The sequence below is a fragment of the Pseudomonas rhodesiae genome (assembly GCF_007858255.1).
GTDB classification, from domain to species: domain Bacteria; phylum Pseudomonadota; class Gammaproteobacteria; order Pseudomonadales; family Pseudomonadaceae; genus Aquipseudomonas; species Aquipseudomonas rhodesiae.
Genome location: NZ_VFEU01000011.1, coordinates 162916 through 185240, shown reverse-complemented (window position 1 = coordinate 185240; position 22325 = coordinate 162916). Strand labels below are relative to the sequence as shown.

The window sequence follows — 22325 nt, the reverse complement described above, 5'->3', positions numbered from 1 at the left end:
GCCACATGCCTCCATGCCCACTAGGCAGGGCTCCAGGTTGGCAAAAAAAGGGACAACCTGCTCACGTTTAAGCTGCTTCCTTAGCGCTGTTTTTCCTTGTTGATCGATCGCGTGAAGTTGAAACACGGTTTTTGCCAAGTCAACCGAAACAGTCGTAAGCTGCATGAGGACGCTCCCTTCCGCTAAGTGTGGGTAACACTTTAACTTTGGCACATAGATGCCGTTAGGAAGGGGGCGTCCATTCCATTACCACAGCGTTATGAGCCAGCATTTATGATTGGCTTAGATATCTACACATCTGCGGTGAAAACAAAACCCGAGACCATGAGTTTTTTGTGGTGAGCGGGCTTGCCCCGCGCTGGGCTGCGGAGCGGCCCCCAAACCAAGCCCCTCGGTGTGCCCGATAAAAACACAGTGTCTGGAGTGGGGCTGCTTCGCAGCCCAGCGCAGGGCAAGCCTGTTCACCACAGCGTTATGAGCCAGCCTTTGCGATGACGCAGGCAGTTCAAACCTGCTTACTGAACAGGCCGCAACAACTGCATCTGCTGGCGATAGTCATCCGTCACCTGTCGCGCCTGGCTGCTGCTGGTGATCACCCTCGGTGTAATCAGCACGATTAATTCCGTGCGGTCCTTGGACTTGCTGGTGTTGCCGAACAACCAGCGCAATCCCGGAATTTTCCCCAGGTAGGGCACTGCACTGACACTTTCGGCGTTGTCCTGTTTGATCAAGCCGCCGAGCAGCACCGTCTGCCCGCTCTGCACCGCCACTTGGGTCGAGACCGAGCGCGTGGAGATGCGCGGATTATTTTGCGTGTCGCTGTTGGCGGCTTGGTCCTGGGCGTCGCTGACCTGCTGCTGAATGTCCATGTACACCAGGCCGCCCGGATTGATGCGCGGCACCACGTCGAGGATCACACCGGTTTGCACGTATTCGACGCTGCTCAAAGTGGTGTCGGAGGTGCCGGTGTTGACCGTGGTCTGGCTGATGGGGATGTTGTCGCCCACTTGGATCTGCGCCGGTTGGTTGTTCATCACCACCAGCGATGGCGCCGACAGCACTTGGGTACGGCCATTGGTTTCCAGGGCGTGCAGGGCCACTTGCAGGTTGGAGCTGACGAAGGAGTAGAACAACGAGTCCGTCGCCCCCAGCCCTGCCCCGCCACCGCCCAGCGCACCTTGGCTACCGGCGGCGTTGGCCACGGTGGTGCTGGTGGAGTTACCGGCCAGGCGCCCCAAGTACCACTGCACGCCCAGGTCCAGTTCACCGGTGAGTTTGACTTCGAGGATGCGCGTCTCGATCTGCACTTGCAGCGGCGGGTTGTCGAGGCGTTTGATCGCCGATTCGATCTCTTTCCACTGCACCGGGCGCGTGCGTACCAACAGTTGGTTGCTGCTCTTCTGCGCGGTGATGCGGGTGCCGGCGTCGAGGCTTTTGGCCGGGGCGCCTTCACTGGCGTCCTGGGCGGTGCTGTCCTGATCGGCTTCGGGCTCCTGCTCTTCATCCTCCGCGGCGGGCGGGTTGCTATTGAGGTTGTTACTCAAGCCACCCGGCGTACTGCCGGAGGTGCTGTTGGTGCCGGGGGATGACAGGGTCGCGGTGCGCAGGCCAGGGGCGACTTTAGCCGGGGCGTCGTCCTTGATCGCGCCCGTGCCGTAGATCTGTCGCAAGTACTTGGCCAGGTCGGTGGCCTTCATATTGCGCACGTCATACACGTACATCTGCGGTTCGTTGCCGCCGCCCTCATCGATGGTGTGGATCCAGTCGCCGACTTCGCTGAGGTACTGCGGCTGCGACGAGATCGCCACCACCGAGTTGGTCCGCTCAATCGGCAGGAAGCGCACCATGCCCGCCAACGGCATGCCACTGTCGGGGCCGAACATCTTTTGCAGCTCGGGCATCAGCTCGGCCACCGAGGCGCGTTGCAGGCCAAACACACCCACGGACATGCCTTTGAGCCAGTCCACATCGAAGGTGTCGATGGTGTCCTGATAGTTGGCCAACTCTTCCGGAGTGCCGGCCAGGCTCAGTACGTTGCGCGCCGGGTCGACCAGCAAAAATGCGTTCTCGCGAGCAAATGGCTTGAGCAGTTTTTGCATCTCGGTGGCCGAGATATAGCGCAACGGAAACAGCCGCGCCGACAGCCCGCTGGACGGCTGTGCCACGCGCATCTGCGGCACCAGTTTGCCCGCCACCGCCTGGCTCGCCGGCAGGATCACATAGCGGTTGCCCTGCTGGATCATGGCATTGTCGGTCCAGGACAACAGGGTTTCGAGGATCGACAACGCCTGCTGCTTATTCACCGGTTTGGACGTGGAAAAGCTGACAGTGCCTTTCACGCCCTGGGCGATGCTGTAATTCTCGTGCAGCAGGTCGCCCATCACGCTGTTGATCACCGCTTCGATGGGCTGGTCGGCAAAGTTGAACACGATGTCGCCGCCGCCCTCCTCGCGACCGGCGGGTGCGGCGCTTGGGGGGCGGACGAAGGACTGGTTGCCACGGATCAACTGGCGCTGGGGTGGGGTTTTCGCGCTGGGTTGGGGATTGTCGAGCGGTGCCTGTTGCGTTGCCGGGTCCACCGGCGGGCGTTGCGAACCGGTGCCTTGCAACGCTTCGTGCAACAGCGCCGGGTCGGCGTCCAGATGCTCGGGAAAGGTCCCGCAGCCACCGAGGGTGACGGCGGTGGCCAAGCAAAACGCAGTGGTGCGCAAAGCGCCAGGGAAAGTATCGATCAAGGGGTGGACTCGTGAGGAAGGGTAATCGGAGGCGTCGTGGACGGCGGCGGCAAACGCGGGGTTTTGAGGCTCAGGGTTTGCGTGCGGCCATCCAGCACAAAACGGGCGTCGCGTGGGGTGAGCTGTTCGAGTCGCCAGCCGTTGGGCAGGGTCTGACCCTGGTGGACTTTGAGCGGCGGGCCATCCGCGCGCTTGAGCAGCGCCACCCGCACGTTGCCGTCCAGAAGGACGCCGGTCAGCACCAGGCTCGACAAGCCGGACACACCGGCCTGACCGACAGCGCGGTCAGGGCTGCGATCCGGGCTGAACAGTGGCGCCTGCCAGGTGCCGGCCAGGCTGTCGAGACTTGCACTTGGTGCATTCAGCACCTTGGGCGCGGCCTGGGTACGCGCATCCGGCGCAGGCGCCGGCAGCCACTGGGGTGCGTCACCGATGTTGCTGAGAATACCGGCCATCAGCAGGCCCAACAGCGCGGCCACGCCGAGCAATACCCATTCGAGGGGGCGCAATGCACTGATCATGGCTGCACCTGCCGCGCGCTCGCCGGTTGCAGGTAGCCGCGCACCAACAGGTGCACCACCAGCTTGCCTGCACCGCCACTGGCCGGCGCGTTCGGCGCGCGGCGGATGCTCATTTCATCAACGAACAGAAACGGCCGCTGGTATTCCAGCTCGTGCAGAATCGCGGTCAACGGCTCGATGGCGCAATTAAGCGTGAGGCTGACTTTGACCTGGCGATAGGGCTCGCTGTTGTCTTGTTCCGGGGTGATCGGCATGCGTTGGGTCAAGCTGCAACCGCCGCCGACAGTGGCGCGGCTGTTGATCAGGTCGGCGATGCGTTGCATCAAGTCGGCGGCCACCGCGCTGGGGTCATCGCCGGGCAATAGGCTGGTGCTGCTGGTGGGGTCCTGGCGCGCCTGCTGCAACTGTTGGCGCAGGCTATCGGCCTGGCGCAGTACCCCGGCGTAGCGTTGTTGTTGCTCGCGTAACTGCTCGGCTTGCTCGCCCATAGCGCGCAAGGGGCCGGCGAACCAGCTGTCGATCAACAGCCAGTACACGGCGCCGAGTACCAGAGCCAGGCCCATCAGGGCGGCGCCACGGCGTTCACGGGGTGTCAGGGGTCGGCGCATCAGCGGCCTCCTGGTGCAGGTGGGCTCGCAAGGAAAACTGATCCTTGCCGGTTTGCGCATCGGGTTGGATCACCCCTTCGAACTGGGCGTTTTCCAGGCTGCGGCAGCCTTTGATCCGAGTGATCAGCGCGCTGGCCTTGGCGCTTTGGCCGGAGAAGGACACCTCGGCCCCGTCGCTGACTTCCAACTGGTCGAGCCAGGTGTCGGGCGGCAGGCACGCGGTCAGTTCGTTGAGCAGCGCCGACAGCGGCGGTTGCGCCATTTTGCGGCGGATCAGGTACTGCGCGGCGCCGCGGGTATTAAGCAGTTGCTGGCGCAACGCTTGAACGTCGGCCACTTGCGCTTTTTGCTCGCGCACGCTCTGCTGCATGGCCTGCAAAACCCGTTGACGGTCATCGAGCCACAGCACCATGGCGCCGATCATCAAGGCGCCGCACAGCCACGGCAGGCTGCGCTGCAAGCCCTTGCCGGCCGGACGCTGACGGCGGCGCAGCGGCGGCGGCAACAGGTCGACGCCCAGGGCGTTGCCCCCAGCGTCCTGCACATCCACGGAATGGGGCTGCAACCCCAGGGCGGCGCAGTCGCTGAGGATCTGGTCCAGACGCTCACGTAAAATCGCCACCACGGTCACGTCGACATGGGTCGGCGTACGGCGCTCCTGGCGGGCGACAAAGTACAGTTGGTCCGCATCGAACGGGGTAAAGCGATCCAGTTCATAACCCACCACCGTGGACAGATTGCGCGCCGCCGCCGGTGGTAGACGCAGGGTTTGCATCAGCACCGCCTGCGGAGCCAGCAACAACACTTGGCGCACCTCCCCCACCACTGGCGAAACGGCGGCGGTCAGTGGCCAGTGGTAGAGCCGGTCCGGGATATCGTGCAGCGACAGCCAACGCGGCAGGCAGCCACGCAGTTCCTTGAGCCACAGTCGCCAGCCCTGTTGCAACAGGCTGCCACGCCAGCGCTGGGCGATAGGCGCCGTAAGCGGCTGCAGGCGCGCCGCGAGGAAGTCATTCATTCTTGCCAACGGAGTACTCGATAAGGTTGGGCGCTGCCTTGCGCGGGGCTCAATAACACGGTGGCCTGCAACCGGGCGTGATAGCCGCCGGGCCGTTCGGCGTGGCTGTCGATCACCAGCACCTCGCCGGGGTCGGCGCCCACCGCGCTCAGGTGCGGCAGGTTCAGGGCACGGCGCATCAGGGCGCTGGCGAAGGCTGGGTCAGGCCGGTCGAGGCCGCTCCACAGGCTGATCTCGGGTACGAGTGCGCTGTACAGCGCCTGGGTCATGCCCGGTAATTGTCGCAGTTCTTCCACCACGCGAAACGGCGCCAGGCCCTGGTTACGACGCACCTCCAGGTCCCGCGCCAGTTGGTTGGCCTGGGCCTGGCTGGCACCACAGGCCAGGGCCAGGCGGGCAAAATCGGCCACCTCGGCGCTGTTCAAATACAACTTGCCGCGCTCGCTGCGCAGGCTGACGCGAAGCTGCGCATCGTCGAATACCAATGGGATTTCGCGCCCATCGGCGATCCACTGTTTGCGCTGCAACGGGTCGGCGAACGCCTGCATCGCCAGGGCGATACCCGCTTCGGCCGCGAGCATCGCCTGGGTGTGCTGGCGATGCCACGCCGCCTGACGCGTTTCCAGTTGCACCCAACCGGCCAGGCCGCCCAGCAGCAGGCTGAGCAACGCCAATACCCACAGCACCAGCAGCAACGCGACGCCGCGTTGATGACGGATCATTCCGCGGCCCCGCTGGATAGGTTCAGGCGCAGCGCAATCACTTGGGTCACCCACGGCACTGGGCCGTTGACCCGCGCGGCGATCCGCACCGCCTGGGGCAAGCGCCGCGACCATGGCCAGTCACTGAGCCAGCCGGTCGGCTGGCCCTTGGGCGACAGGCCGCGATAGCTCATCTGCAGGTCTTCGACATCGCTGAGCAACACCTGCGGCTCGCCCCGCGAGGCCGGCACACTGACCTGGGCCGGCGACTCAAACCGCGCGAACGCCACCTGCAAATCGCGCTGCGCCTGGTCACCGGTCAACTGCAAGGTAAAGCGCTGGATGCCGCCGCCGAGCACGCCGGGCAGGGTTGCGACAAACTGCATGCGCTGAGCGCCGCCGACAAAGAAGCCATCGGTCTGGCTGTCATCCTCGGTGACATCCAAGGGCAGCGCCTCGCTGATCGACGTACGCAGAAACTGCTGCGCCGCGCGTACTTCATCCAGGCTTAGCGTATACCGCTGAGCCTTGAGCACCGCGCGATTGGCCCCCAGCAGCGCGCCCCCGACCAGCACCAGCAGCACCCCCAGCAAGCTGATGACGATAAGAATTTCCAGCAAGGTGAAGCCCTGTTGTCGCGTGTTCACAGGCTCGCTCCGCGCAATTTCAAGGTGCTGAATTGCGCGCTGCGCGGGCCTTCGCTGACGGTCAGGTCGAGGCGAAACAAATGCGGCTGGCCGAGGCGTCCGGGTTGTTGGGCGATACGCAACTGCCAAGCGATGCCGTCCAGTTCGCCCTGGCGCACGCCGTTGGCGAGGGGCCCGGAGGCTTCCTGGTCCATCACGCTAAGGGCGGCGTGGCTGAGGCGGTCGCTGTGGGTCACTTGCAGCAACGAACGTGCGCTTTGGCCAAAGGCGACCAGCAGCACCGTGCTGCACAGGGCCATCAACAGCAGAGCGGCGAGCATTTCCAACAAGGTGAAACCGCCTTGTTTTTTCATGGCAACGCCTTGGATTGCACGCTGCCGGTCAGCCAGCCGATATCGATGCGCCAACGCCGCGTGCCGTGGGCCAGTAGCAGATGACCGCCGGTGGAGCTGCCGTCGGGGTAGAACTCAATCGCGGAGCCGGCCTGTTCGGCGGTGTGCAGGGTCACTTGCAGCTCGGCGGGCCAGTGTTTGGGTGGGCGATCCGGAGCTTGGAAGCTGAGTGTGTTCAAGTCGAACAGCGTGCTTTGCGTGGCGCCGCTGACAATCGCCCGCGCCCGTGTGCTGCGCAGCGCTTCAACCATCTGCCCTACCACCTGGCGTTCCTTGGCCGCGCGCAGGCCCTGTTGCAGGCCAAACCCCACCAAGCCGGCCGCGACGCTGATCAGCACGATCACCACCAGCATTTCCAGCAGGGTAAAGCCGCGTTGGCGGGCGGGCATGGGTTATTCCCAGTTGCCCAGGTCGGCACTGTAACCATCGCCGCCGGGCTGGCCGTCCTGGCCGTAGAAAATCAGGTCGAAGGCGCCGTGTTCGCCGGGGAAGCGGTAACCGAAGGCGTGGCCGAACGGGTCTTTGAGGTCCGACGGCTTGGCATACGGACCGGCCCAGCCGGCGCTGTTGGCGGGTTTTTCGACCAATTGCTGCAAGGTCTTGGGCGGCGAGCCGACGTCTAGGCCATAGCTTTCGATCTTCATGCTCAGGCTGGCCAATTGGGCCTTGCCCGCGCCGTATTTGCCCTTGTCCACGTTGCCGCCGACCTGGCGCACCACGATGGTCGCGACGATGCCCAGCAGCACGATCACGGCGAGCATTTCCAGCAAGGTAAAACCGCCCTGGCGGCGGGCGGGTTTGAATCGGGTATGGCGCATGGGAGTGGGTCCTTGTGGGTTCATATATTGCTGGTCAGGCTCATCAGCGGCAGCATGATCGCCAGCATGATCACCGCCACCAGCACCGCCATGACCACGGTCAGCGACGGCACCAGCGCGGCTAGCAAGCGGTCGATGCCGCGCTTGGCTTCAACGTCGAACACATCGGCGACCTTAAGCAACATGCCGTCCAGGTCGCCAGCCTGTTCGCCGACTTCAATCATTTGCAGAGCCAGGTCCGGCAGCAGCGGCTCGGCGCCGAACGCACTGGCCAGGGTGCCGCCGCCCTTGACCGACTCGGCGGCCTGGGCCACCTGGGCTTGCAAGGCGCGGTTGGTGCAGACCTGCCGCGCAATCACCAATGCTTGCAGCAGGGCCACGCCGTTGCTGAGCAAGGTGCCGAGGGTGCGCGCCAGGCGTGCGGCTTCGACCCGTTGCAGCAACGGGCCGATAACGCGCAGGCCGAGCACGCGACGGTCATAGCGTTCGCGGCGCTGGGGGTCGCGCAGGCGCGCGACCAGGACCCAGACCGTTACGATCAGACCGGCCAGCACGGCTAATCCATAGGCGCCGAGAAACTGCCCAAGGCCCAGGATCACTTCGGTGATCAGCGGGATCGGCACGCCGAGGTCTGTGAAAATCGGCACGAATTGCGGCACCACATAGGCCAGCAGCAGCGCCAGGGAACCGAGTACGCCGACCACCAGAAACGCCGGGTAGATCAGCGCGTTGATCACTTCGCCTCGCAGCAACTGGCTGCGTTCCAGGTAATCGCTGAGTTGACGCAGGGTGTTTTCCAGGGCCCCGCCCGCCTCACCGGCGCGCACCATGCTCAGGTACAGCGGCGAGAACTGCCCGCCTTCTGCTTCCAGGGCTTTGGATAACGGCTGGCCGGCCTTGACCTGTTCGCGGATGCGCTCGATCAGCGCGCGGGTCTGCGGTTGGCCGGGTTGCTTGAGCAGAATGCCGAGGGCGCGCTCCAAGGGTTGCCCGGCGCCGAGCAACGTGGCCAGTTGCTGGGTAAAGCTGACCAGGGCGGCGCCGTTGAGCTGGCCACGGCCCAGAGCTTTATGCAGGCCGCTGAGGCCCGCAGGCTCGAGCTGCAGCACCAGCAGGCCGCGCTTTTGCAACAGGGCCACGGCGGTGGGTTGATCCTTCGCGTCGAGCGTGCCGTTGTGCGGCGCCCCCTGAGCATCGAGGGCGCGGTATTTGAACAGGCTCACGTGCCCTCCCCACGCGTGACGCGCAGCACTTCTTCCAGCGAGGTGATGCCGGCCAGCGCCTGGCGCAAGCCTTCTTCGTGCAGGGTACGCAGGCCGCTGCGGCGCGCCGCCTGTTCGAGGGTGGCAGCGTCAGCCTGGCGCATCAGCAGGCTGCGCAGTTCGTCATTCATCACCAGCAATTCGGTGATGGCGCTACGGCCGCGATAACCACCAGTGCCGGGGCGATAGAGCACAATCGGACGTCGGTCCGTCAGACGATCCAGGCCATGTTCCGCGATCAATTCAGGCGGTGCTTCGAAGGCTACGCGCGTGGCTGGGTCCAGGCGGCGCACCAGGCGCTGGGCCAGGATGCCGTTGACCGTCGAGGCGATCAGGTAGCTCTCCACGCCCATGTCCAGCAGGCGCGTGATACTCGCCGCCGCGCTGTTGGTGTGCAGGGTCGACAGCACCAGGTGCCCGGTCAACGACGATTGGATCGCGATGCGGCAGGTCTCCAGGTCGCGGATCTCACCGATCATGATCACGTCCGGGTCCTGACGCACGATAGAGCGCAACGCACCGGCAAAATCCAGGCCGATGGCGGGTTTGACCTGGATCTGGTTAATGCCTTCGAGTTGGTATTCCACCGGGTCTTCCACGGTGATGATCTTGCGTTCGGCGGTATTGAGCCGCGACAGCGCGGTGTACAACGTGGTGGTTTTGCCCGAGCCGGTCGGGCCGGTGACCAGCAGAATGCCGTGGGGCCGCTCCAGCACGTCGAGAAAGGTTTGCAGGCGCTCGCCGTCAAAGCCCAGGCTCTGGAAGTCGAAGCGTACGGTCTGGCGGTCGAGCAAACGCATCACCACCGACTCGCCAAAACTGGTGGGCACCGTGGACACCCGCAGGTCCAGTTCCTTGCCCTGGATGCGCAGCATGATGCGCCCGTCCTGGGGCAGGCGACGCTCGGCGATGTCCAGGCGCGCCATGATCTTTACTCGGGAAATCACCGCCGCCGACGAGCTGGACGGCGGCGCTTCGGCGTCGTACAGCACGCCGTCGATGCGGTAGCGCACCTTGAGTTGGTTCTCGAACGGTTCGATATGGATGTCCGAGGCGCGCTGCTCGACGGCGCGTTGCAGGATCAGGTTGACCAGCCGAATCACCGGCGCTTCGGAGGCCATGTCCTTGAGGTGTTCGATGTCTTCCAAGGCGCCGCCCTGCTCATCGAGGTTTTCGATCAACGTGCCCATGGTCGAGCGGCCCTGGCCGTAATAGCGCTCGATCAAGGTATCGACTTCGGTGCGCGGCCCCACCGCCAGCCACACCGGCACGCCGCAGGCATAGGCCAGGGCCTGGAACGCGTAGCGTTGCGCCGGGTTGGCCGACAGCACCGTCAGCCCGCCTTCTTGCCACCCCACCGGCACCACTTGGTAATGACGCATAAAGCGCTCGGTCAACACCGGTAACGGATCAAGCAGCGCGGGCGCGGCCTCGGCCAACAGCAGCGGCGCGCCCAGCAATTGAGCCCAGGCGCGCGCCAGTTCGACTTCGGAAACCAGCCCCAGACGCGTGAGCAGGCCGAGCAATTCGTCATCGGCGGACGCCTGGGCCAGACGGCGAGCGCGCTCCAGATCGACGGTTTTCAGGCCGGCGTGCCGCATCAGCCAGGCGCAGACCTGGTCGGTCTCCGGGAGGGGGGTCTGGCAGGCATCGATGGGCGTTGAAGGGTTGGACATGGGTGACGGTCTGAGGGGCTATGTGAGGGACTATGTTCAACAGGCCTGTGGGAATGGCGCTTGCCATCTCCCACAGGCGATCGGTTTTCCCGTTAGTTCGAGGTTTTCGGCGCGGCCTGGTGGCTGCTGTTCAGTGGGCGACCGCCCTTGGTGGTTTCGGCCTTTTGTTTCTTGGCGGCTTTGGCATCGTGGGTCTGGGTCAGCACCGTGGAATCGGCAGCGCCAGACTGGGCATCTGCATCGGTGGAGTCGGCGGCCATGGCCGCGCCACTCAATGCAACGCCCAGCACAATACCGGCACCCAACAGGGAAACTTTCATAAATATTCTCCAGATAAAAAACAGCGTTCGGCTCAAGTGGCGCCTTGACTAAGTTCAAGACCCTACACCAAAGCAGGAAGTGTTACAGCCTGTATGAAACATGGCACTTTAGAACCATCGGGCAACGCCATTAGTTCGCCATGACTGCATATATTTTCTTAAACCAATCGACTTGTAGGTTTAGCGTAAGTTCCAAAACGTAAGGAATTATTTCTTATTTTTCGCAAAAATTAGCTTTTATTTGACTTATAAGCGCAAGAATTGCCTTAATTGTGACGTTTTTGCGATTCAAAATGCCATGGCGTGATATCGCATAGACACCATCCACAAGAATAATTAATACAATTTCCAACTAATACGTCCGCGAATTTCGCCAAGTAGTTGCAATTAGCCATCGGCTAAAAATTGCGATCAGGGGCAACTATTGCCTTTGAAAAAGTGATGAGCGCGCAGCAAACCCTGTTGTTTAACGCGCCTATTGATTGAACTGTTGTTGTCGGAGAGACCCATGAGTAAACGCAAAAAGATCGGGGCGCAGTCGGCGCTCGCCCTGCTGGCCCTGGCCGTGTCCCAAGTGCATGCGGGCACCAGCCCGGCGCTGGACGAGGGCCGAATGAGCCGCGCGGAAAAAGCGGCGGATAAAACCCTGGCGAAGATGACCATGGAGGAAAAACTTGCCTACATCGGCGGTATCGGTGGCTGGGACGTCAAACCCCTGAGCCAGTACGGCATTCCACAGATCCACGGCGCCGACGGTGGCGTGGGCGTGCGCTACACCAGCGAAGGCAATGCCCAGGGCGTGGTGTACCCGTCGGGCCCGAACCTGGCAGCCAGCTGGAACCCGCGCCGCGCCATCGACTTGGGCCGGGCGCTGGGTTATGACACCGCCAGCGGCGGCTATCAGTTCGTCACCGGCCCCGGTGTGAACCTGTACCGCATGCCGTACAGCGGCCGTGCGTTCGAGTACCTGTCCGGTGAAGACCCGTTCCTCGGCGCCAGCCTGGGCCCGGCGTTGATCAACGGTATCCAGTCCCGTGGCGTGTGGGCCAATGCCAAGCATTTCGCCGCCAACGATCAGGAAAGCAACCGCTTCCACCTCAATGAAATCATCAGCGAACGCGTGCTGCGCGAGATGACGTTGCCGCCGTTCGAATCCGCGTCCAAGAACAGCAAAGTCGCGATGATGATGTGCGCCTTCCAGAAAGTGAACGGCGAGTTCGCCTGCCAGAACAAGCACCTGATGCACGACATTCTGAAAACCGAATGGGGCTATCCGGGCTTTGTGCAGAGCGACTACAACGCGGTGGTCGATGGCTTGCCCGCAGCCCAGGCCGGCACCGATCTGGACATGATGGGCTACCAGATGAACAGCACGGTGCTCAAGCCGTACCTGGACAGCGGCGAACTGAGCAGCGCGACCATTGATGACAAAGTGCGGCGCATCCTTAAGCAGATCTACCTGTACAAGTTCGACAGCAAGGCACCGTTGACCAGCCACAATATGAACAGCGCCACCAGCAATCGCGTGGCGCTGAATGCCGCGCGCGAAGGCATTGTGCTGCTCAAGAACCAGAACAACCTGCTGCCGCTGGATGCCAAGAAGGTCAAGCGCATCGCCGTGGTCGGCAGCCTCGCCAAGTACGCGCCGCCCACCGGTTTCGGCAGTGCCAACGTGATGGCAGCCAACTACATCAGCGAGCTGAGCGGCCTGCAGCAATTGGCGCCGGGCGCAAAGGTGGAGTTTATCGACGGCCTGTCCCTGGACCCGGCCACCTCGAGCTGGACCCACGCCGATAGCGACGGCAACCCCGTCAAGGGCCTGAAGACCGAGTTCTTCAGCAACGCCAACTGGTCCGGCGATCCGGCCGCGCGCCGCACCGACCAGCATGTCGACCTGGACTGGTCCACCGACAGCCTGCCGGTCAACGGCGACACCGCCGCCACATCGATCCGCTACAGCGGCCAGATTACCCCGACGGTCAGCGGCGAGCAGGTGTTCAAGGTGCGCGCCGACGGTGCGGTGCGCCTGTACGTGAACGGCCAGAAAGTCCTCGATAACGGCGACGGCAAGCCGCTGCCCAACAACAGCATCCCGCCGACCATTCCGGTGTTTGCCAAGGTCAAGCTGGAGGCCGGCAAACCGGTCGACATCAAGCTGGAATACTCGCGTCGCAATGGCTACCTCTCGACCATGGGCGGCCTGGTGGGCGTGCAGATGAGCTGGGCTTCGTTGGTGGCGCCGAAGGACCTGGCCAACTACGACGCGGTACTGGTCGCGGCCGGTAACAGCAACGAGTACGAAGGCGAAGGCTTCGACCACAGCTTCGATCTGCCGGAATATCAGAACCTGCTGATTCAGAGCATCGCCAAGGTCAACCCGAACACCGTCGTCACCCTGCACGGCGGCACCGGGTTGAAGATGAGCGACTGGGTCGATCAGGTGCCGGCCGCGCTGCATGCGTTCTACCCTGGACAGAACGGTGGCCAGGCGTTGGCGGAGATCCTGCTGGGCAAGGTCAACCCGTCGGCCAAACTGCCGATCAGCATCGAACGCAATATCGAAGACAACCCGATCTACGCGACCTTCCCCAAGTTCGACAACCAGGAAACCCTGGACGAGATGAGCTACAAGGACGACCTGTTCCTGGGTTATCGCGGCTACGAGAAAAAGGGCATCAAACCGCTCTACCCGTTCGGCTACGGCTTGTCGTACACCACGTTTGGCTACAGCAATATCAGCGTCACCCCTGGGGTGGCGGTGGCCGGTGCGCCGATCAAAGTCTCGTTCGACCTGGCCAACACCGGCAAGGTGGGCGGCGCCGAAGTGGCGCAATTGTATGTGGGGCAGAACAACCCGAAAGTCGAACGCGCGCTGAAGGAACTCAAGGGCTACAAAAAAGTGTTCCTCAAGCCGGGCGAAAGCAAGCGCGTCACCATCGAGCTCAATGACCGCTCGCTGGCCTACTACGACGTGGCGAGCAAGCACTGGGTGGTGGACGCCGACAGTTTCACCCTGTCGGTGGGCGCGTCGTCCCAGGACATTCGCCTGAACGCCAAGCTGGTCAACCCGTTCCGCCAGGAACTGTCGACCGGCACCAGCAACCCGCTGCCACGTTCGGCGCTGAACTCGACGTTGCGTGAATCGACGGTCAAGACCGGCGGCGTGCTGCATCAAAACCAAGGCGACAGCGGCACCAGCGACGGTGATGGCTATGACATGAGTGATGACAGCAGCCAGGGCAGCGCTGCAGGTAACTGATCCAGCGCGGCCGGGTGTGGCTGGGCTTGCGCCCTACCACACTTGACCCGCGTTCGGCTCAGGTTCTGATGGCCGCTTCGACCCGCGCAAGGTAGGTATCGAAGCGCGCCACCAGGTCCACCCGCTCGGGAAACCGCAGCCACTGGATTTGCAGGCCATCCATCATGGCCAGGATTTCTTCCACCAGCCCAGGGATGTCCACATCGCTGCGCACTTCTCCCGCCGCCACGAGATCGGCGAACTGTCCCTGCAAACGTCGTTGGATCCCCTCATAGCGTTGCTGGAACCAGGCCCAGGCCGGCTGTGCATCGAGCAGGCTTTCGGCATTGAGAATGGTGAACGCGCGCACTACCCCCGGCGCATTGGCGTTCGCGGCATTGATCGCCCGCAGGCTGCCGAGCAACCCGCACAGCGTCTTCTCGGCGCGCACTTGATCGGCGATCCGCTGATTAATCTCGTCACGCCGTTGCAGCACGCCCATCAGCAACGAGATCTTGCTGGGATAGTGATGCAGCAACCCCGCCACCGAGAGACCGGCAACCGCCGCCACCCGCGCCACGGACGCGCCGCTGTAACCTTCGCGGGAAAACACCTGCAAGGCCGCGTCCAGCAGCTCTTCGCGGCGTTTTTCACCTTTGGGGGCGCGACGGGTTTTAGCAGCGGGATCGGTCATGGGGGCATCCTGGGGGGGCAGGTATGCACCCTATCCAAAATGCCCATGAGCCGCAAATAGTGCGTTTTACCACACCGCGATATGCCCATCCGCCCGCGGCTCGGTGCCGCCGCATAACACCCCGCTGTGTGGGTCGCGCAGGATGATCTGCCCGCGCCCGTAATCGGTGAGGTCGCTGGCGATCTGCACCTGGTGACCGCGCCGCGCCAGGGCATTGGCCAACTCGCGAGAAGCGCCGTGCTCGACGCCGACATTCATATCGCCCAACCATTGCCAGCGCGGTGCATCCAGCGCGGCCTGCGGGTTGAGGCCGAAGTCCACCAGATTCATCACCATCTGCACGTGCCCCTGGGGCTGCATGTAACCGCCCATCACACCGAATGGGCCGAGGGCGTGGCCGTTCTGGGTGAGGAAGCCGGGGATGATGGTGTGGAAGGTTTTCTTGCCGGGAGCCAGGCAGTTGGCGTGGGTGGCGTCGAGGCTGAACTCCTGGCCGCGGTTCTGCAGGGCGATGCCGCTGTCGGGCAGTACCACGCCGGAGCCGAAGCCGTGGTAGTTGCTCTGGATGAACGAGACCATGTTGCCTTCGGCGTCGGCGGTGGCCAGGTACACCGTGCCGCTGGCGTGCGGGTCGCCAGGTTTGGGCGGTTGCGCCTGCTCGCCGATCTGCGCGCGGCGACGGCTGCTGTAGCGGTCGCTGAGCAGGTCGTCCACCGCCATGCGCATGTGCAGCGGGTCGGTGATGTAATGCAGGCCGTCGCTGTAGGCCAGCTTCATGGCTTCAAGCTGACGATGCCAGGTCTGTGGGCTGTCGCGGTGATCGAAGTGGAAACCTTCGAGGATTTTCAGCGCCATCAGCGCGACCAGCCCCTGGCCGCTGGGGGGGATCTCCCAGACGTCGACGCCGCGATAGTTAATGTGGATCGGCTCCACCCATTGGGCGCGGTAATCCTTGAGATCGCTGGCGCGCAGGTAACCGCCAGTGGCGCGGGCATGCGCGTCCAGGCGCTCGGCCAGGGCGCCGCGATACAGGCTTTCACAGCGCGTGACGGCCAGTTCCTCCAACGTGCGGGCCTGGGCCGCATTGCGGAATATCTCGCCGGTTTTGGGCGCGCGCCCATCGATGAGGAAAGTGTCGAACCAGGCATCGAGCACCGGGTCGCGATGGGGGCTGAATTCGTTCACGGCCAGTTGCCATTGATGGGCAACCACCGGCGACACTGGAAAACCATCCCGTGCCAAGCGGATGGCCGGTTGCAGCAGCGCAGCGAAGGGCAACTTGCCGAAGCGTTGCGACAGTTCCGCCCAGGCCGACGGGCAGCCAGGCACTGTCACCGGCGTCCAACCGTACAGCGGCATACGCTCGTAGCCGGCTGCCTTGGCCGCCTCGATACTCAACGCTGCCGGCGCATGGCCGTTGCCGTTCAGACCGTGCAGTTGGCCTTTGCACCAGACCAGCGCAAACGCATCGCCCCCCAGGCCGCAGCCGGTGGGTTCAACTACGGTGAGCGCCGCCGCCGTGGCGATGGCGGCATCGATGGCATTGCCGCCCTGCTGCATGACTTCAATACCGGCCTGAGCGGCCAGGGGCTGGGACGCGGCTACCATGCCGCGATGGGCGAACACACTTTGACGTTGCGACGGATAGGGGTACTCATGGGCAGAGAAATTCAACATGGCAAAGGCTCTTGAATACGGGGGGTTGGCGTGCGTTCAGAGCACGCGACTGAGAAACGCTCGGGTACGCGGGTGGCTGGGATGGCTGAAGATCTGTTCCGGTGGCCCTTGCTCAATCAGTTCGCCCTGATCGAGCACCACCACGCGATCAGCCACCTCACGGGCAAAGCCCATTTCATGGGTCACCACCACCATGGTCATGCCCTCCTCGGCCAGTTCCTTCATCACTTGCAGCACTTCGCCGACGGTTTCCGGGTCAAGGGCGCTGGTGGGTTCGTCGAACAGCATGGCCTGGGGTTTCATTGCCAGCGCGCGGGCAATCGCTACCCGTTGCTGCTGGCCCCCGGAGAGCATCGACGGGTAGTGGCTGGCCTTGTCCGCCAGGCCCACCCGCGCAAGCAAACCGCGCGCCTGTTCCAACGCTTCGGCACGCGGGGTGCCCAGCACCTGGATCGGCGCCTCGATGATATTTTCCAGCGCGGTCATATGGGGGAACAGGTTGAACCGCTGGAACACCATGCCGATGTCGCGGCGCTGACGGGCGATGTTGCGCTCCGAATCGCGCACCAGGCTGCCGTCGCTGCGTTCGCGGTAGCCCATGGCGCGGCCGTTGACGCGGATGCGCCCGGCCTGGATGTCCTCCAGCAGGTTGATGCAGCGGATAAACGTGGTCTTGCCGGAACCGGAGGCGCCGATCAGCACCACCACTTCGCCGCGCCGCACTTGCAGGGAGATGCCTTTGAGGATCTGCAACGCGCCGAACGATTTGTGGATATCCAGCGCCTCAATGATCAGTTCTTCACTTTGATGCGCCATGGTTAACGTCCCCTCAGCAGTTTCAAGGTACTGCGACCGAACATGCGGCTGGCTGCCGGCGGCGGTGCAGACGGCCGGTCGGACTGGCTGAAGCGCACTTCAAGCCAGCGCTGGAAAAAGCCCCACAGCGTGGTCAGCGTAAGGAAGTACAACGCGACCACCAGGTACAACTCGAACACGCGGAACGTCGCCGAGGTGATCATCTGAGTGCTGAGCAGCAGCTCCTGCACGCCGATCACGCTGACCAAGGTGGTGTTCTTGAGCATCACGTTGAACTCATTGCCCAGGGGCGGCACGATCACGCGAAAGGCCTGGGGCAGCACAATGCGCCGCATCAATTTGGCGAAGCCCATGCCCAGGGAACGTCCGGCTTCGTATTGGCCCTTGTCCACCGCACCGATACCGGCGCGGATGATTTCGGCCATGTACGCGCCTTCGTTCAGGCCCAGGGCAATGATCGCCGCCTGGATATTACCGGGGACGATCAAGCCGAACAGCTCGATGTCCTCGAAGCGGAAAATCCCGCCCGCCGCCAATGCGGTGTACAGAAACACGATCTGCACCAGTAACGGCGTGCCGCGCATCAGCCACACATAAAAGCGTACCGGCAGGTGCAGCAACGGGTTGCCGGACAGCCGCAACAGCGCCGCCGCCAGGCCCAGCACACACCCCAACGCCATGGCCAGCACACTGATCAGGCAGGTCAACCACAGCCCGGTGAGGTACACCCCGCTGGGCTGCAATAGGTACTGCCAGAACACATCCCAATTGAAGTTCATCGCGGCGGACCTCAGTCGAGTGTGTCGCTGCTGACATGCCACTTGTTCAGTAACTGCACATAGCTGCCATCGCTGCGCATATCGCTGATCACCTGCTGCACGGCGGCCGTCAGTTGCGGGTCATCCTTGCGTATGCCCAGGCCGGTGAGGATGCGGCTGAACGCAGGCACTCCCTCCTGAAACAGGTCCGGGGCCATCGCCGCGTAATAACCGGCGGTTTCCACGGTGGTGCCGTAGGCGTCCACCTGGCTGATGCGCAGGGCCTGAAAGGCGTCGGTGTCGGTGTTGTACACCACCAGTTTCATCGGTGGCTTGCCGGCTTTGGTCAGGCTGTCGTTCTGCGTGTCCAGCAGGGTTTTGATAGTGGAGCCGTTGAGCACAGCCACTTTGTGCGCGGACAAGTCGTCCAGCGTCTTGATGCCCTTGGGATTGCCCTTGGGCACCACCACCGCTTGGCTGGAATACATGTAGTTGACGATGTCGATCACTTGCCGCCGCTCGGGCTTGTCGAACAGCTGATCAACGATCATGTCGCATTGCTGGGCCAGTAACGCCGGCACCAGCCCGGAGAACGGAATCACCTTCCACTGCACCTGCTTGTCGCCCAGGCGCTTGGCGATTTCCAAGCCCAGGTCCACGGTAAGCCCCCGGGGTTTCTGAGACTCATCGAAGGAGACCAGGGGCGGTGAATCCATGCCTGAGCAATAAGTGAGTTTGTCGACGTTGCGCAATCGCTCCGGCACCTTGGGCGCGGCAACGGCCCATTGCGTGCACAGACCGAGGGAGACAGCCACCAGCAAGGCGCGGTGTTTATGCATGACCAGACACTCCAGTTCGTGGAAAAACGGGGCAGGACTCAACGTCAAAACACAGTGGTTCTTATTGTTCTGTTTGCAGGAATTGGATCAGGGCCGGCACGGTGCCTTCGATGTGCTCACGCACCACGGCCTCGGCGCGCGCGGCATCGCCGGCACGAATCGCTTCCAGAATCACCGAGTGCTCCTGACGCGCGCTTAGGGGTTTTTCGCCGTGCTGCAGCCACAGCCGCATCGGCGCTTCGACCAGGGAATACAGCGCCGAAATCTGCTTCATCAAACGCGGCCTGCCGCTGAGGCTGCACAGGTATTCGTGGAAGGCGCGGTGTCGGCTGACCCACTCGGCGCTCTCATCGCGGTAGTCATCCATTTCATCCAGCAGACGCTCCAGCGCCGCCAACTGACGCTCGCCGATGCGGCCTACCGCCACGCGTACCGCCAGCCCTTCCAGGGCGCTGCGCATCTCGAAGACTTCGTGCAACTCATCAATGTCCAGGCCACTGACAATCGCGCCACGGTTGGGACGCAAAGTTACCAGCCCTTGGGCATCCAGACGGCGAAACGCTTCGCGCACCGGCATACGGCTCATGCCGATCTCGCTGGCGATGTCTTCGGCGATCAGGCGATCGCCCTTGCGCAAGCGACCGCTGCAGATGGCGTCAAGCAGGAAGTTGTAAGCCTCCTCCTCGGCGGTCAGCGGCTGACGGTCAACGTAAGCGGGAGCAAATTGCATCAGCGTCACCTTTTGTATTTTTGTATCCAATTATCCACGAATACAAACACAGCAGGATATGTGCCAGATGCACCAGGCGATGTTTAAGAGACTGATTTTGCACGAAACAGCGGCACGCCCCGTCGGTTAACAAGGGCTGCCGTGTGTGGAGGCGTGCTACCAAATGGCTCACAGATGGCACCGATTGTGAGCAGAACAGTGCCAGTAACACGCTGGGGAGGAGCGCTCGGTCAGGCAGTCCGACGGCGCTTACCCTTTTGCTTAACCCGTTGCAGCCCGCGCCGGGCGTTAAAAGTCGACGGTAGCCGACAGCAGATACGTCCGCGGTGTCGACAGGGTCAGCCCCGGCTCGCTGTCGTCCGAAGCCCCTGCCGAGCTCCAGTAGCGTTTGTCGGCGACGTTCTCCACGTTGGCGCGTAGGGTGATGTGTTTGTCGTCCACCTTGAATGCGTAACGGGCGCCGACGTCGATGCGGTTCCAGGCGTCGATTTCCTTGACGTTGGACTGGTCCAGGTACTGGGAACTGGAGTGGATGCCGCGGGTAGTCAGGGTCAGGCCTTCGAGGGTCGGTACGTCCCATTCGGCCCCGAGGTTGACGTTGTACTTGGGCGTGGCCGGCGCACGGTTACCGTCGAAGGTGCCGTTAGTGGTGTTTTTCAGTTCGCTGTCGATATACATCACGCCGCCCAGCAGGCGAACGCCCTTGAGCGGCTCGCCGAATACACTCAGCTCCACCCCGTCGTTCTGGCGCTTGCCATTGGGACCGAACACGCGGGTGGTGGCGTTGGTCTCGTAGGCCGGCTGCTTGATGCGAAACACGGCGGCGGTCACCGCGAATGCACCGGCGTCGTACTTGGCGCCCACTTCCACTTGGCGGCTGATGAACGGCGCGAAGATCTGATCTTCATTGACCGAGGTGGATGGCGCGATCTTGCCCTGGCTCAGCCCTTCCATGTAGTTGGCATACAGCGACAGTTTGTCGGTGGCTTTGAACAACAGACCGCCCGAGGGCGAGATTTTTTCTTCGTCGTAGGCGGTGTCGCCTTTGACACCATTGCTCCAGTCGTCGACCTTGACCCGCTGCCAGCGCGCACCGAGGGTGAGCAACAGGCGATCATCGAAAAAGCCCAGGGTGTCGGACAACGCCAGGCCGCTGAACTTGTTTTCGGTGTAGACCTTGGCGTCCTGGCGCGTAGGCGTCGAAGGTGTCGGCGTTTGCACCGGGTCGTACAGGTTGCTCGGTGCCGCCGCATAACGCGCGCCGCCATTGGTGAAGTCCATATAGAAGTAGCTGGCCGCCAGGTTGACCTCATGGCTCACCGGCCCGGTGTGGAACCAGTTGCGCACGCCGGCGGTGGCGGTGCGTACGTTTTCATCGCGGGTAAAGTCCCGAGGCTGCACGCTGAAGGCACCGGCCGCGTTGGTGACGGACACCGCGTGGCGCAGGAAGTCGTGGTTGCTTTTGCGCACGCCGACGCCGCCATAGAGCATCACGTTATCGCTCAGATCGAACTCGCCGTTGAACGTGCCGAACGTGTCGTTGGTGCGTGCCTTGCTCCAGGATTGCGCATAGTTGCGGCGCACATCGCTGGCCCGGGGCACCGGCGCGGCGGCGGCGACTTGCACGCGCTCCTGGGGCGCGTCGGTGTCGCGTTCGGTGTGGCCGATATCGGTGGAGAGGCGCAGGCGCTCACCACGGAAGTCCAGACCGAGCACGGCCATTTCACGGTCGACGCTTTGGTGATCCCACTCGGTATCACCGGACTGCTTCACGCCGTTGAAGCGCAGGCCGAACTGGTTATCCTCGCCAAAGCGCCGGCCCACATCCACCGCGCCGCCGGCCTGGCTGTCGGAGGCCCAGGTGCCGGTGAACGAGGTGATGTCCTTGTCGGTGGCGCGCTTGGGCACCACGTTGATACCGCCGCCCACGCTGCCTCGCGGCGATATGCCGTTGATCAACTGGGTCGGCCCCTTGAGGATGTCGACGCGGTCGGCCATTTCCATATCGATGCTGTAGGTCGGCAGTACGCCGTACAGACCGTTGTAAGCCACGTCGCTGTTGAACAGGCTGAAGCCACGGATGGTGAATTGCTCATAGCGCCCACCGGCCGGGTTGGTGGCGCGTACCGAGGGGTCATTGGCGATCAGGTCGCCCAAGGTGCGCGCCTGCTGGTTTTTTACGGTGTCCTGGGTGTAGGTGGTGATGCTGAAGGGCGTCTCCATAAAGTCGCGGGTGCCCAGCAAGCCCTGGGAGCCACGTCGCGCCACCTGGCCGCCGGCATAGCTGTCGCCGTCATACAGGCCGGTGGTGCCGAGGATGGAGGTGGGCGCCAGTTCAAGGCTGCTGCCATCCGGCTGGGGCACCAGCATGTAGGCCTGCTCGCCCATGGGTTGCAGCTGCAGGCCGGAGCCTTGCAGCAGGCGCGCAAAGCCCTCTTCCACACCATACTCGCCGGTCAGGCCTTGGCTGCTACGCCCGCTGACCAACGCCGGGGCCACCGACAGATTGACCCCCGCCAGCCCGGCAAACCGGGTCAACGCCGCGCTCAGGCTGCCGGCCGGCACCTGGTAGCTGCGGCGCGGCGCGCTGTCTTCGGCATAGCTGACGGGGACGAACAACGGGCTGGTACTCAGGCTCAACAGCAAACTCAGTTTCAGCAACGGGCGCAAGCGCAAGGGGCGGACGACGGGCATTGGGGAAGCTCTCGATTATGTTCACTTGCCTGGAATGACAGGCGAGGTGAAAAAAAGGGACAGGCTTCACCCCTATTTTTTGTCGATGGCTATGCGCGCCGTAAAAAGGATCTGGTGGAAAATCCGCGGTGAACATGCCTCATCGCCAATATTTTGCCTTCGCCTAGCAGACTTCGCGTCA

Annotated in this window: 20 protein-coding genes and 1 pseudogene; 1 reads left to right on the top strand and 20 read right to left on the bottom strand. The window is 63.2% G+C overall.

All coding sequences use genetic code 11. The features are described from left to right. From FIV35_RS29925 to FIV35_RS17895, 13 genes and pseudogenes are all read right to left on the bottom strand, one after another. Positions 1–165: pseudogene (locus FIV35_RS29925) on the bottom strand (IS110 family transposase); the annotation flags it as partial. A gap of 350 nt (positions 166–515) precedes the next feature. Then, on the bottom strand, positions 516–2735 hold the full coding sequence (gene gspD / locus FIV35_RS17950; RefSeq protein WP_034136911.1) for a type II secretion system secretin GspD: 2220 nt from the start codon (positions 2733–2735) through the stop codon (positions 516–518). Then, positions 2732–3256 (bottom strand): general secretion pathway protein GspN, encoded by a 525-nt coding sequence (locus tag FIV35_RS17945; RefSeq protein ID WP_034136910.1) that lies wholly within the window; start codon positions 3254–3256, stop codon positions 2732–2734. Before FIV35_RS17945 ends, gspD begins: the two co-directional genes overlap by 4 nt. Further along, a complete protein-coding gene (gene gspM, locus FIV35_RS17940; protein ID WP_034136909.1) occupies positions 3253–3864 on the bottom strand; it encodes a type II secretion system protein GspM in 612 nt (203 codons plus the stop codon). The genes FIV35_RS17945 and gspM overlap by 4 nt, the downstream gene beginning before the upstream one ends. After that, positions 3839–4882, bottom strand: coding sequence for a type II secretion system protein GspL (locus FIV35_RS17935; protein WP_034136908.1), 1044 nt, complete (start codon positions 4880–4882; stop codon positions 3839–3841). Before FIV35_RS17935 ends, gspM begins: the two co-directional genes overlap by 26 nt. Further along, a complete protein-coding gene (locus FIV35_RS17930) occupies positions 4879–5604 on the bottom strand; it encodes a general secretion pathway protein GspK (RefSeq protein ID WP_034136907.1) in 726 nt (241 codons plus the stop codon). Before FIV35_RS17930 ends, FIV35_RS17935 begins: the two co-directional genes overlap by 4 nt. Beyond that, the gene (locus FIV35_RS17925) at positions 5601–6230 is read right to left on the bottom strand and encodes a type II secretion system protein GspJ (protein WP_034136906.1); all 630 of its coding nucleotides are present in this window, start codon (positions 6228–6230) and stop codon (positions 5601–5603) included. Before FIV35_RS17925 ends, FIV35_RS17930 begins: the two co-directional genes overlap by 4 nt. Next, positions 6227–6583 (bottom strand): prepilin-type N-terminal cleavage/methylation domain-containing protein, encoded by a 357-nt coding sequence (locus FIV35_RS17920; RefSeq protein WP_034111052.1) that lies wholly within the window; start codon positions 6581–6583, stop codon positions 6227–6229. The genes FIV35_RS17925 and FIV35_RS17920 overlap by 4 nt, the downstream gene beginning before the upstream one ends. Further along, complete coding sequence (locus FIV35_RS17915; protein ID WP_034099001.1) at positions 6580–7011, bottom strand: GspH/FimT family pseudopilin; 432 nt, start codon at positions 7009–7011, stop codon at positions 6580–6582. The genes FIV35_RS17920 and FIV35_RS17915 overlap by 4 nt, the downstream gene beginning before the upstream one ends. 3 nt (positions 7012–7014) lie before the next feature. Further along, positions 7015–7440 carry a type II secretion system major pseudopilin GspG gene (gspG, locus tag FIV35_RS17910; RefSeq protein ID WP_080761388.1) on the bottom strand — a complete coding sequence of 142 codons (426 nt, stop codon included), beginning with the start codon at positions 7438–7440 and terminating at the stop codon, positions 7015–7017. Positions 7441–7460: 20 nt separating this feature from the next. Beyond that, positions 7461–8663: a type II secretion system inner membrane protein GspF gene (gene gspF, locus FIV35_RS17905; protein WP_034136904.1), complete on the bottom strand. Its 1203-nt coding sequence runs from the start codon at positions 8661–8663 to the stop codon at positions 7461–7463. Continuing rightward, positions 8660–10378, bottom strand: coding sequence for a type II secretion system ATPase GspE (gene gspE, locus FIV35_RS17900; protein ID WP_034136903.1), 1719 nt, complete (start codon positions 10376–10378; stop codon positions 8660–8662). Before gspE ends, gspF begins: the two co-directional genes overlap by 4 nt. Positions 10379–10470: 92 nt before the next feature. Next, complete coding sequence (locus FIV35_RS17895) at positions 10471–10698, bottom strand: hypothetical protein (RefSeq protein WP_034099010.1); 228 nt, start codon at positions 10696–10698, stop codon at positions 10471–10473. Between the two features lie 508 nt (positions 10699–11206). Here FIV35_RS17895 and FIV35_RS17890 point away from each other — a divergent pair. Further along, the gene (locus FIV35_RS17890) at positions 11207–13957 is read left to right on the top strand and encodes a glycoside hydrolase family 3 C-terminal domain-containing protein (RefSeq protein ID WP_034136902.1); all 2751 of its coding nucleotides are present in this window, start codon (positions 11207–11209) and stop codon (positions 13955–13957) included. Between the two features lie 58 nt (positions 13958–14015). Here FIV35_RS17890 and FIV35_RS17885 read toward each other — a convergent pair whose 3' ends face one another. From FIV35_RS17885 to FIV35_RS17855, 7 genes are all read right to left on the bottom strand, one after another. Next, positions 14016–14630 carry a TetR/AcrR family transcriptional regulator gene (locus tag FIV35_RS17885; protein WP_034136901.1) on the bottom strand — a complete coding sequence of 205 codons (615 nt, stop codon included), beginning with the start codon at positions 14628–14630 and terminating at the stop codon, positions 14016–14018. 66 nt (positions 14631–14696) lie between these two features. Continuing rightward, positions 14697–16307, bottom strand: a complete 1611-nt coding sequence (locus tag FIV35_RS17880) for a gamma-glutamyltransferase family protein (protein ID WP_034136900.1) — start codon at positions 16305–16307, stop codon at positions 14697–14699. 36 nt (positions 16308–16343) lie between these two features. After that, positions 16344–17123, bottom strand: a complete 780-nt coding sequence (locus FIV35_RS17875) for an amino acid ABC transporter ATP-binding protein (RefSeq protein WP_034136899.1) — start codon at positions 17121–17123, stop codon at positions 16344–16346. Between the two features lie 2 nt (positions 17124–17125). Beyond that, positions 17126–17902, bottom strand: coding sequence for an amino acid ABC transporter permease (locus tag FIV35_RS17870; protein WP_034099019.1), 777 nt, complete (start codon positions 17900–17902; stop codon positions 17126–17128). Positions 17903–17913: 11 nt separating this feature from the next. Then, positions 17914–18720, bottom strand: coding sequence for an ABC transporter substrate-binding protein (locus FIV35_RS17865; protein WP_034136898.1), 807 nt, complete (start codon positions 18718–18720; stop codon positions 17914–17916). A gap of 61 nt (positions 18721–18781) precedes the next feature. Then, on the bottom strand, positions 18782–19450 hold the full coding sequence (locus FIV35_RS17860) for a GntR family transcriptional regulator (protein ID WP_034136897.1): 669 nt from the start codon (positions 19448–19450) through the stop codon (positions 18782–18784). A 288-nt stretch (positions 19451–19738) separates the two neighbouring features. Next, positions 19739–22144 (bottom strand): TonB-dependent receptor, encoded by a 2406-nt coding sequence (locus FIV35_RS17855; RefSeq protein WP_034136896.1) that lies wholly within the window; start codon positions 22142–22144, stop codon positions 19739–19741. Positions 22145–22325 lie beyond the last annotated feature (181 nt).

What these genes read in the sequence shown, in the direction of transcription:
- FIV35_RS17870 (WP_034099019.1), bottom strand. Translation starts at nt 17,902, where the DNA reads ATGAACTTCAATTGGGATGTGTTCTGGCAGTACCTATTGCAGCCCAGC.
- FIV35_RS17895 (WP_034099010.1), bottom strand. Translation starts at nt 10,698, where the DNA reads ATGAAAGTTTCCCTGTTGGGTGCCGGTATTGTGCTGGGCGTTGCATTG.
- FIV35_RS17865 (WP_034136898.1), bottom strand. Translation starts at nt 18,720, where the DNA reads ATGCATAAACACCGCGCCTTGCTGGTGGCTGTCTCCCTCGGTCTGTGC.
- FIV35_RS17920 (WP_034111052.1), bottom strand. Translation starts at nt 6,583, where the DNA reads ATGAAAAAACAAGGCGGTTTCACCTTGTTGGAAATGCTCGCCGCTCTG.
- FIV35_RS17880 (WP_034136900.1), bottom strand. Translation starts at nt 16,307, where the DNA reads ATGTTGAATTTCTCTGCCCATGAGTACCCCTATCCGTCGCAACGTCAA.
- FIV35_RS17935 (WP_034136908.1), bottom strand. Translation starts at nt 4,882, where the DNA reads ATGAATGACTTCCTCGCGGCGCGCCTGCAGCCGCTTACGGCGCCTATC.
- FIV35_RS17885 (WP_034136901.1), bottom strand. Translation starts at nt 14,630, where the DNA reads ATGACCGATCCCGCTGCTAAAACCCGTCGCGCCCCCAAAGGTGAAAAA.
- FIV35_RS17890 (WP_034136902.1), top strand. Translation starts at nt 11,207, where the DNA reads ATGAGTAAACGCAAAAAGATCGGGGCGCAGTCGGCGCTCGCCCTGCTG.
- FIV35_RS17945 (WP_034136910.1), bottom strand. Translation starts at nt 3,256, where the DNA reads ATGATCAGTGCATTGCGCCCCCTCGAATGGGTATTGCTCGGCGTGGCC.
- gspE (WP_034136903.1), bottom strand. Translation starts at nt 10,378, where the DNA reads ATGTCCAACCCTTCAACGCCCATCGATGCCTGCCAGACCCCCCTCCCG.
- gspG (WP_080761388.1), bottom strand. Translation starts at nt 7,440, where the DNA reads ATGCGCCATACCCGATTCAAACCCGCCCGCCGCCAGGGCGGTTTTACC.
- FIV35_RS17915 (WP_034099001.1), bottom strand. Translation starts at nt 7,011, where the DNA reads ATGCCCGCCCGCCAACGCGGCTTTACCCTGCTGGAAATGCTGGTGGTG.
- FIV35_RS17855 (WP_034136896.1), bottom strand. Translation starts at nt 22,144, where the DNA reads ATGCCCGTCGTCCGCCCCTTGCGCTTGCGCCCGTTGCTGAAACTGAGT.
- FIV35_RS17860 (WP_034136897.1), bottom strand. Translation starts at nt 19,450, where the DNA reads ATGCAATTTGCTCCCGCTTACGTTGACCGTCAGCCGCTGACCGCCGAG.
- FIV35_RS17875 (WP_034136899.1), bottom strand. Translation starts at nt 17,123, where the DNA reads ATGGCGCATCAAAGTGAAGAACTGATCATTGAGGCGCTGGATATCCAC.
- FIV35_RS17930 (WP_034136907.1), bottom strand. Translation starts at nt 5,604, where the DNA reads ATGATCCGTCATCAACGCGGCGTCGCGTTGCTGCTGGTGCTGTGGGTA.
- gspM (WP_034136909.1), bottom strand. Translation starts at nt 3,864, where the DNA reads ATGCGCCGACCCCTGACACCCCGTGAACGCCGTGGCGCCGCCCTGATG.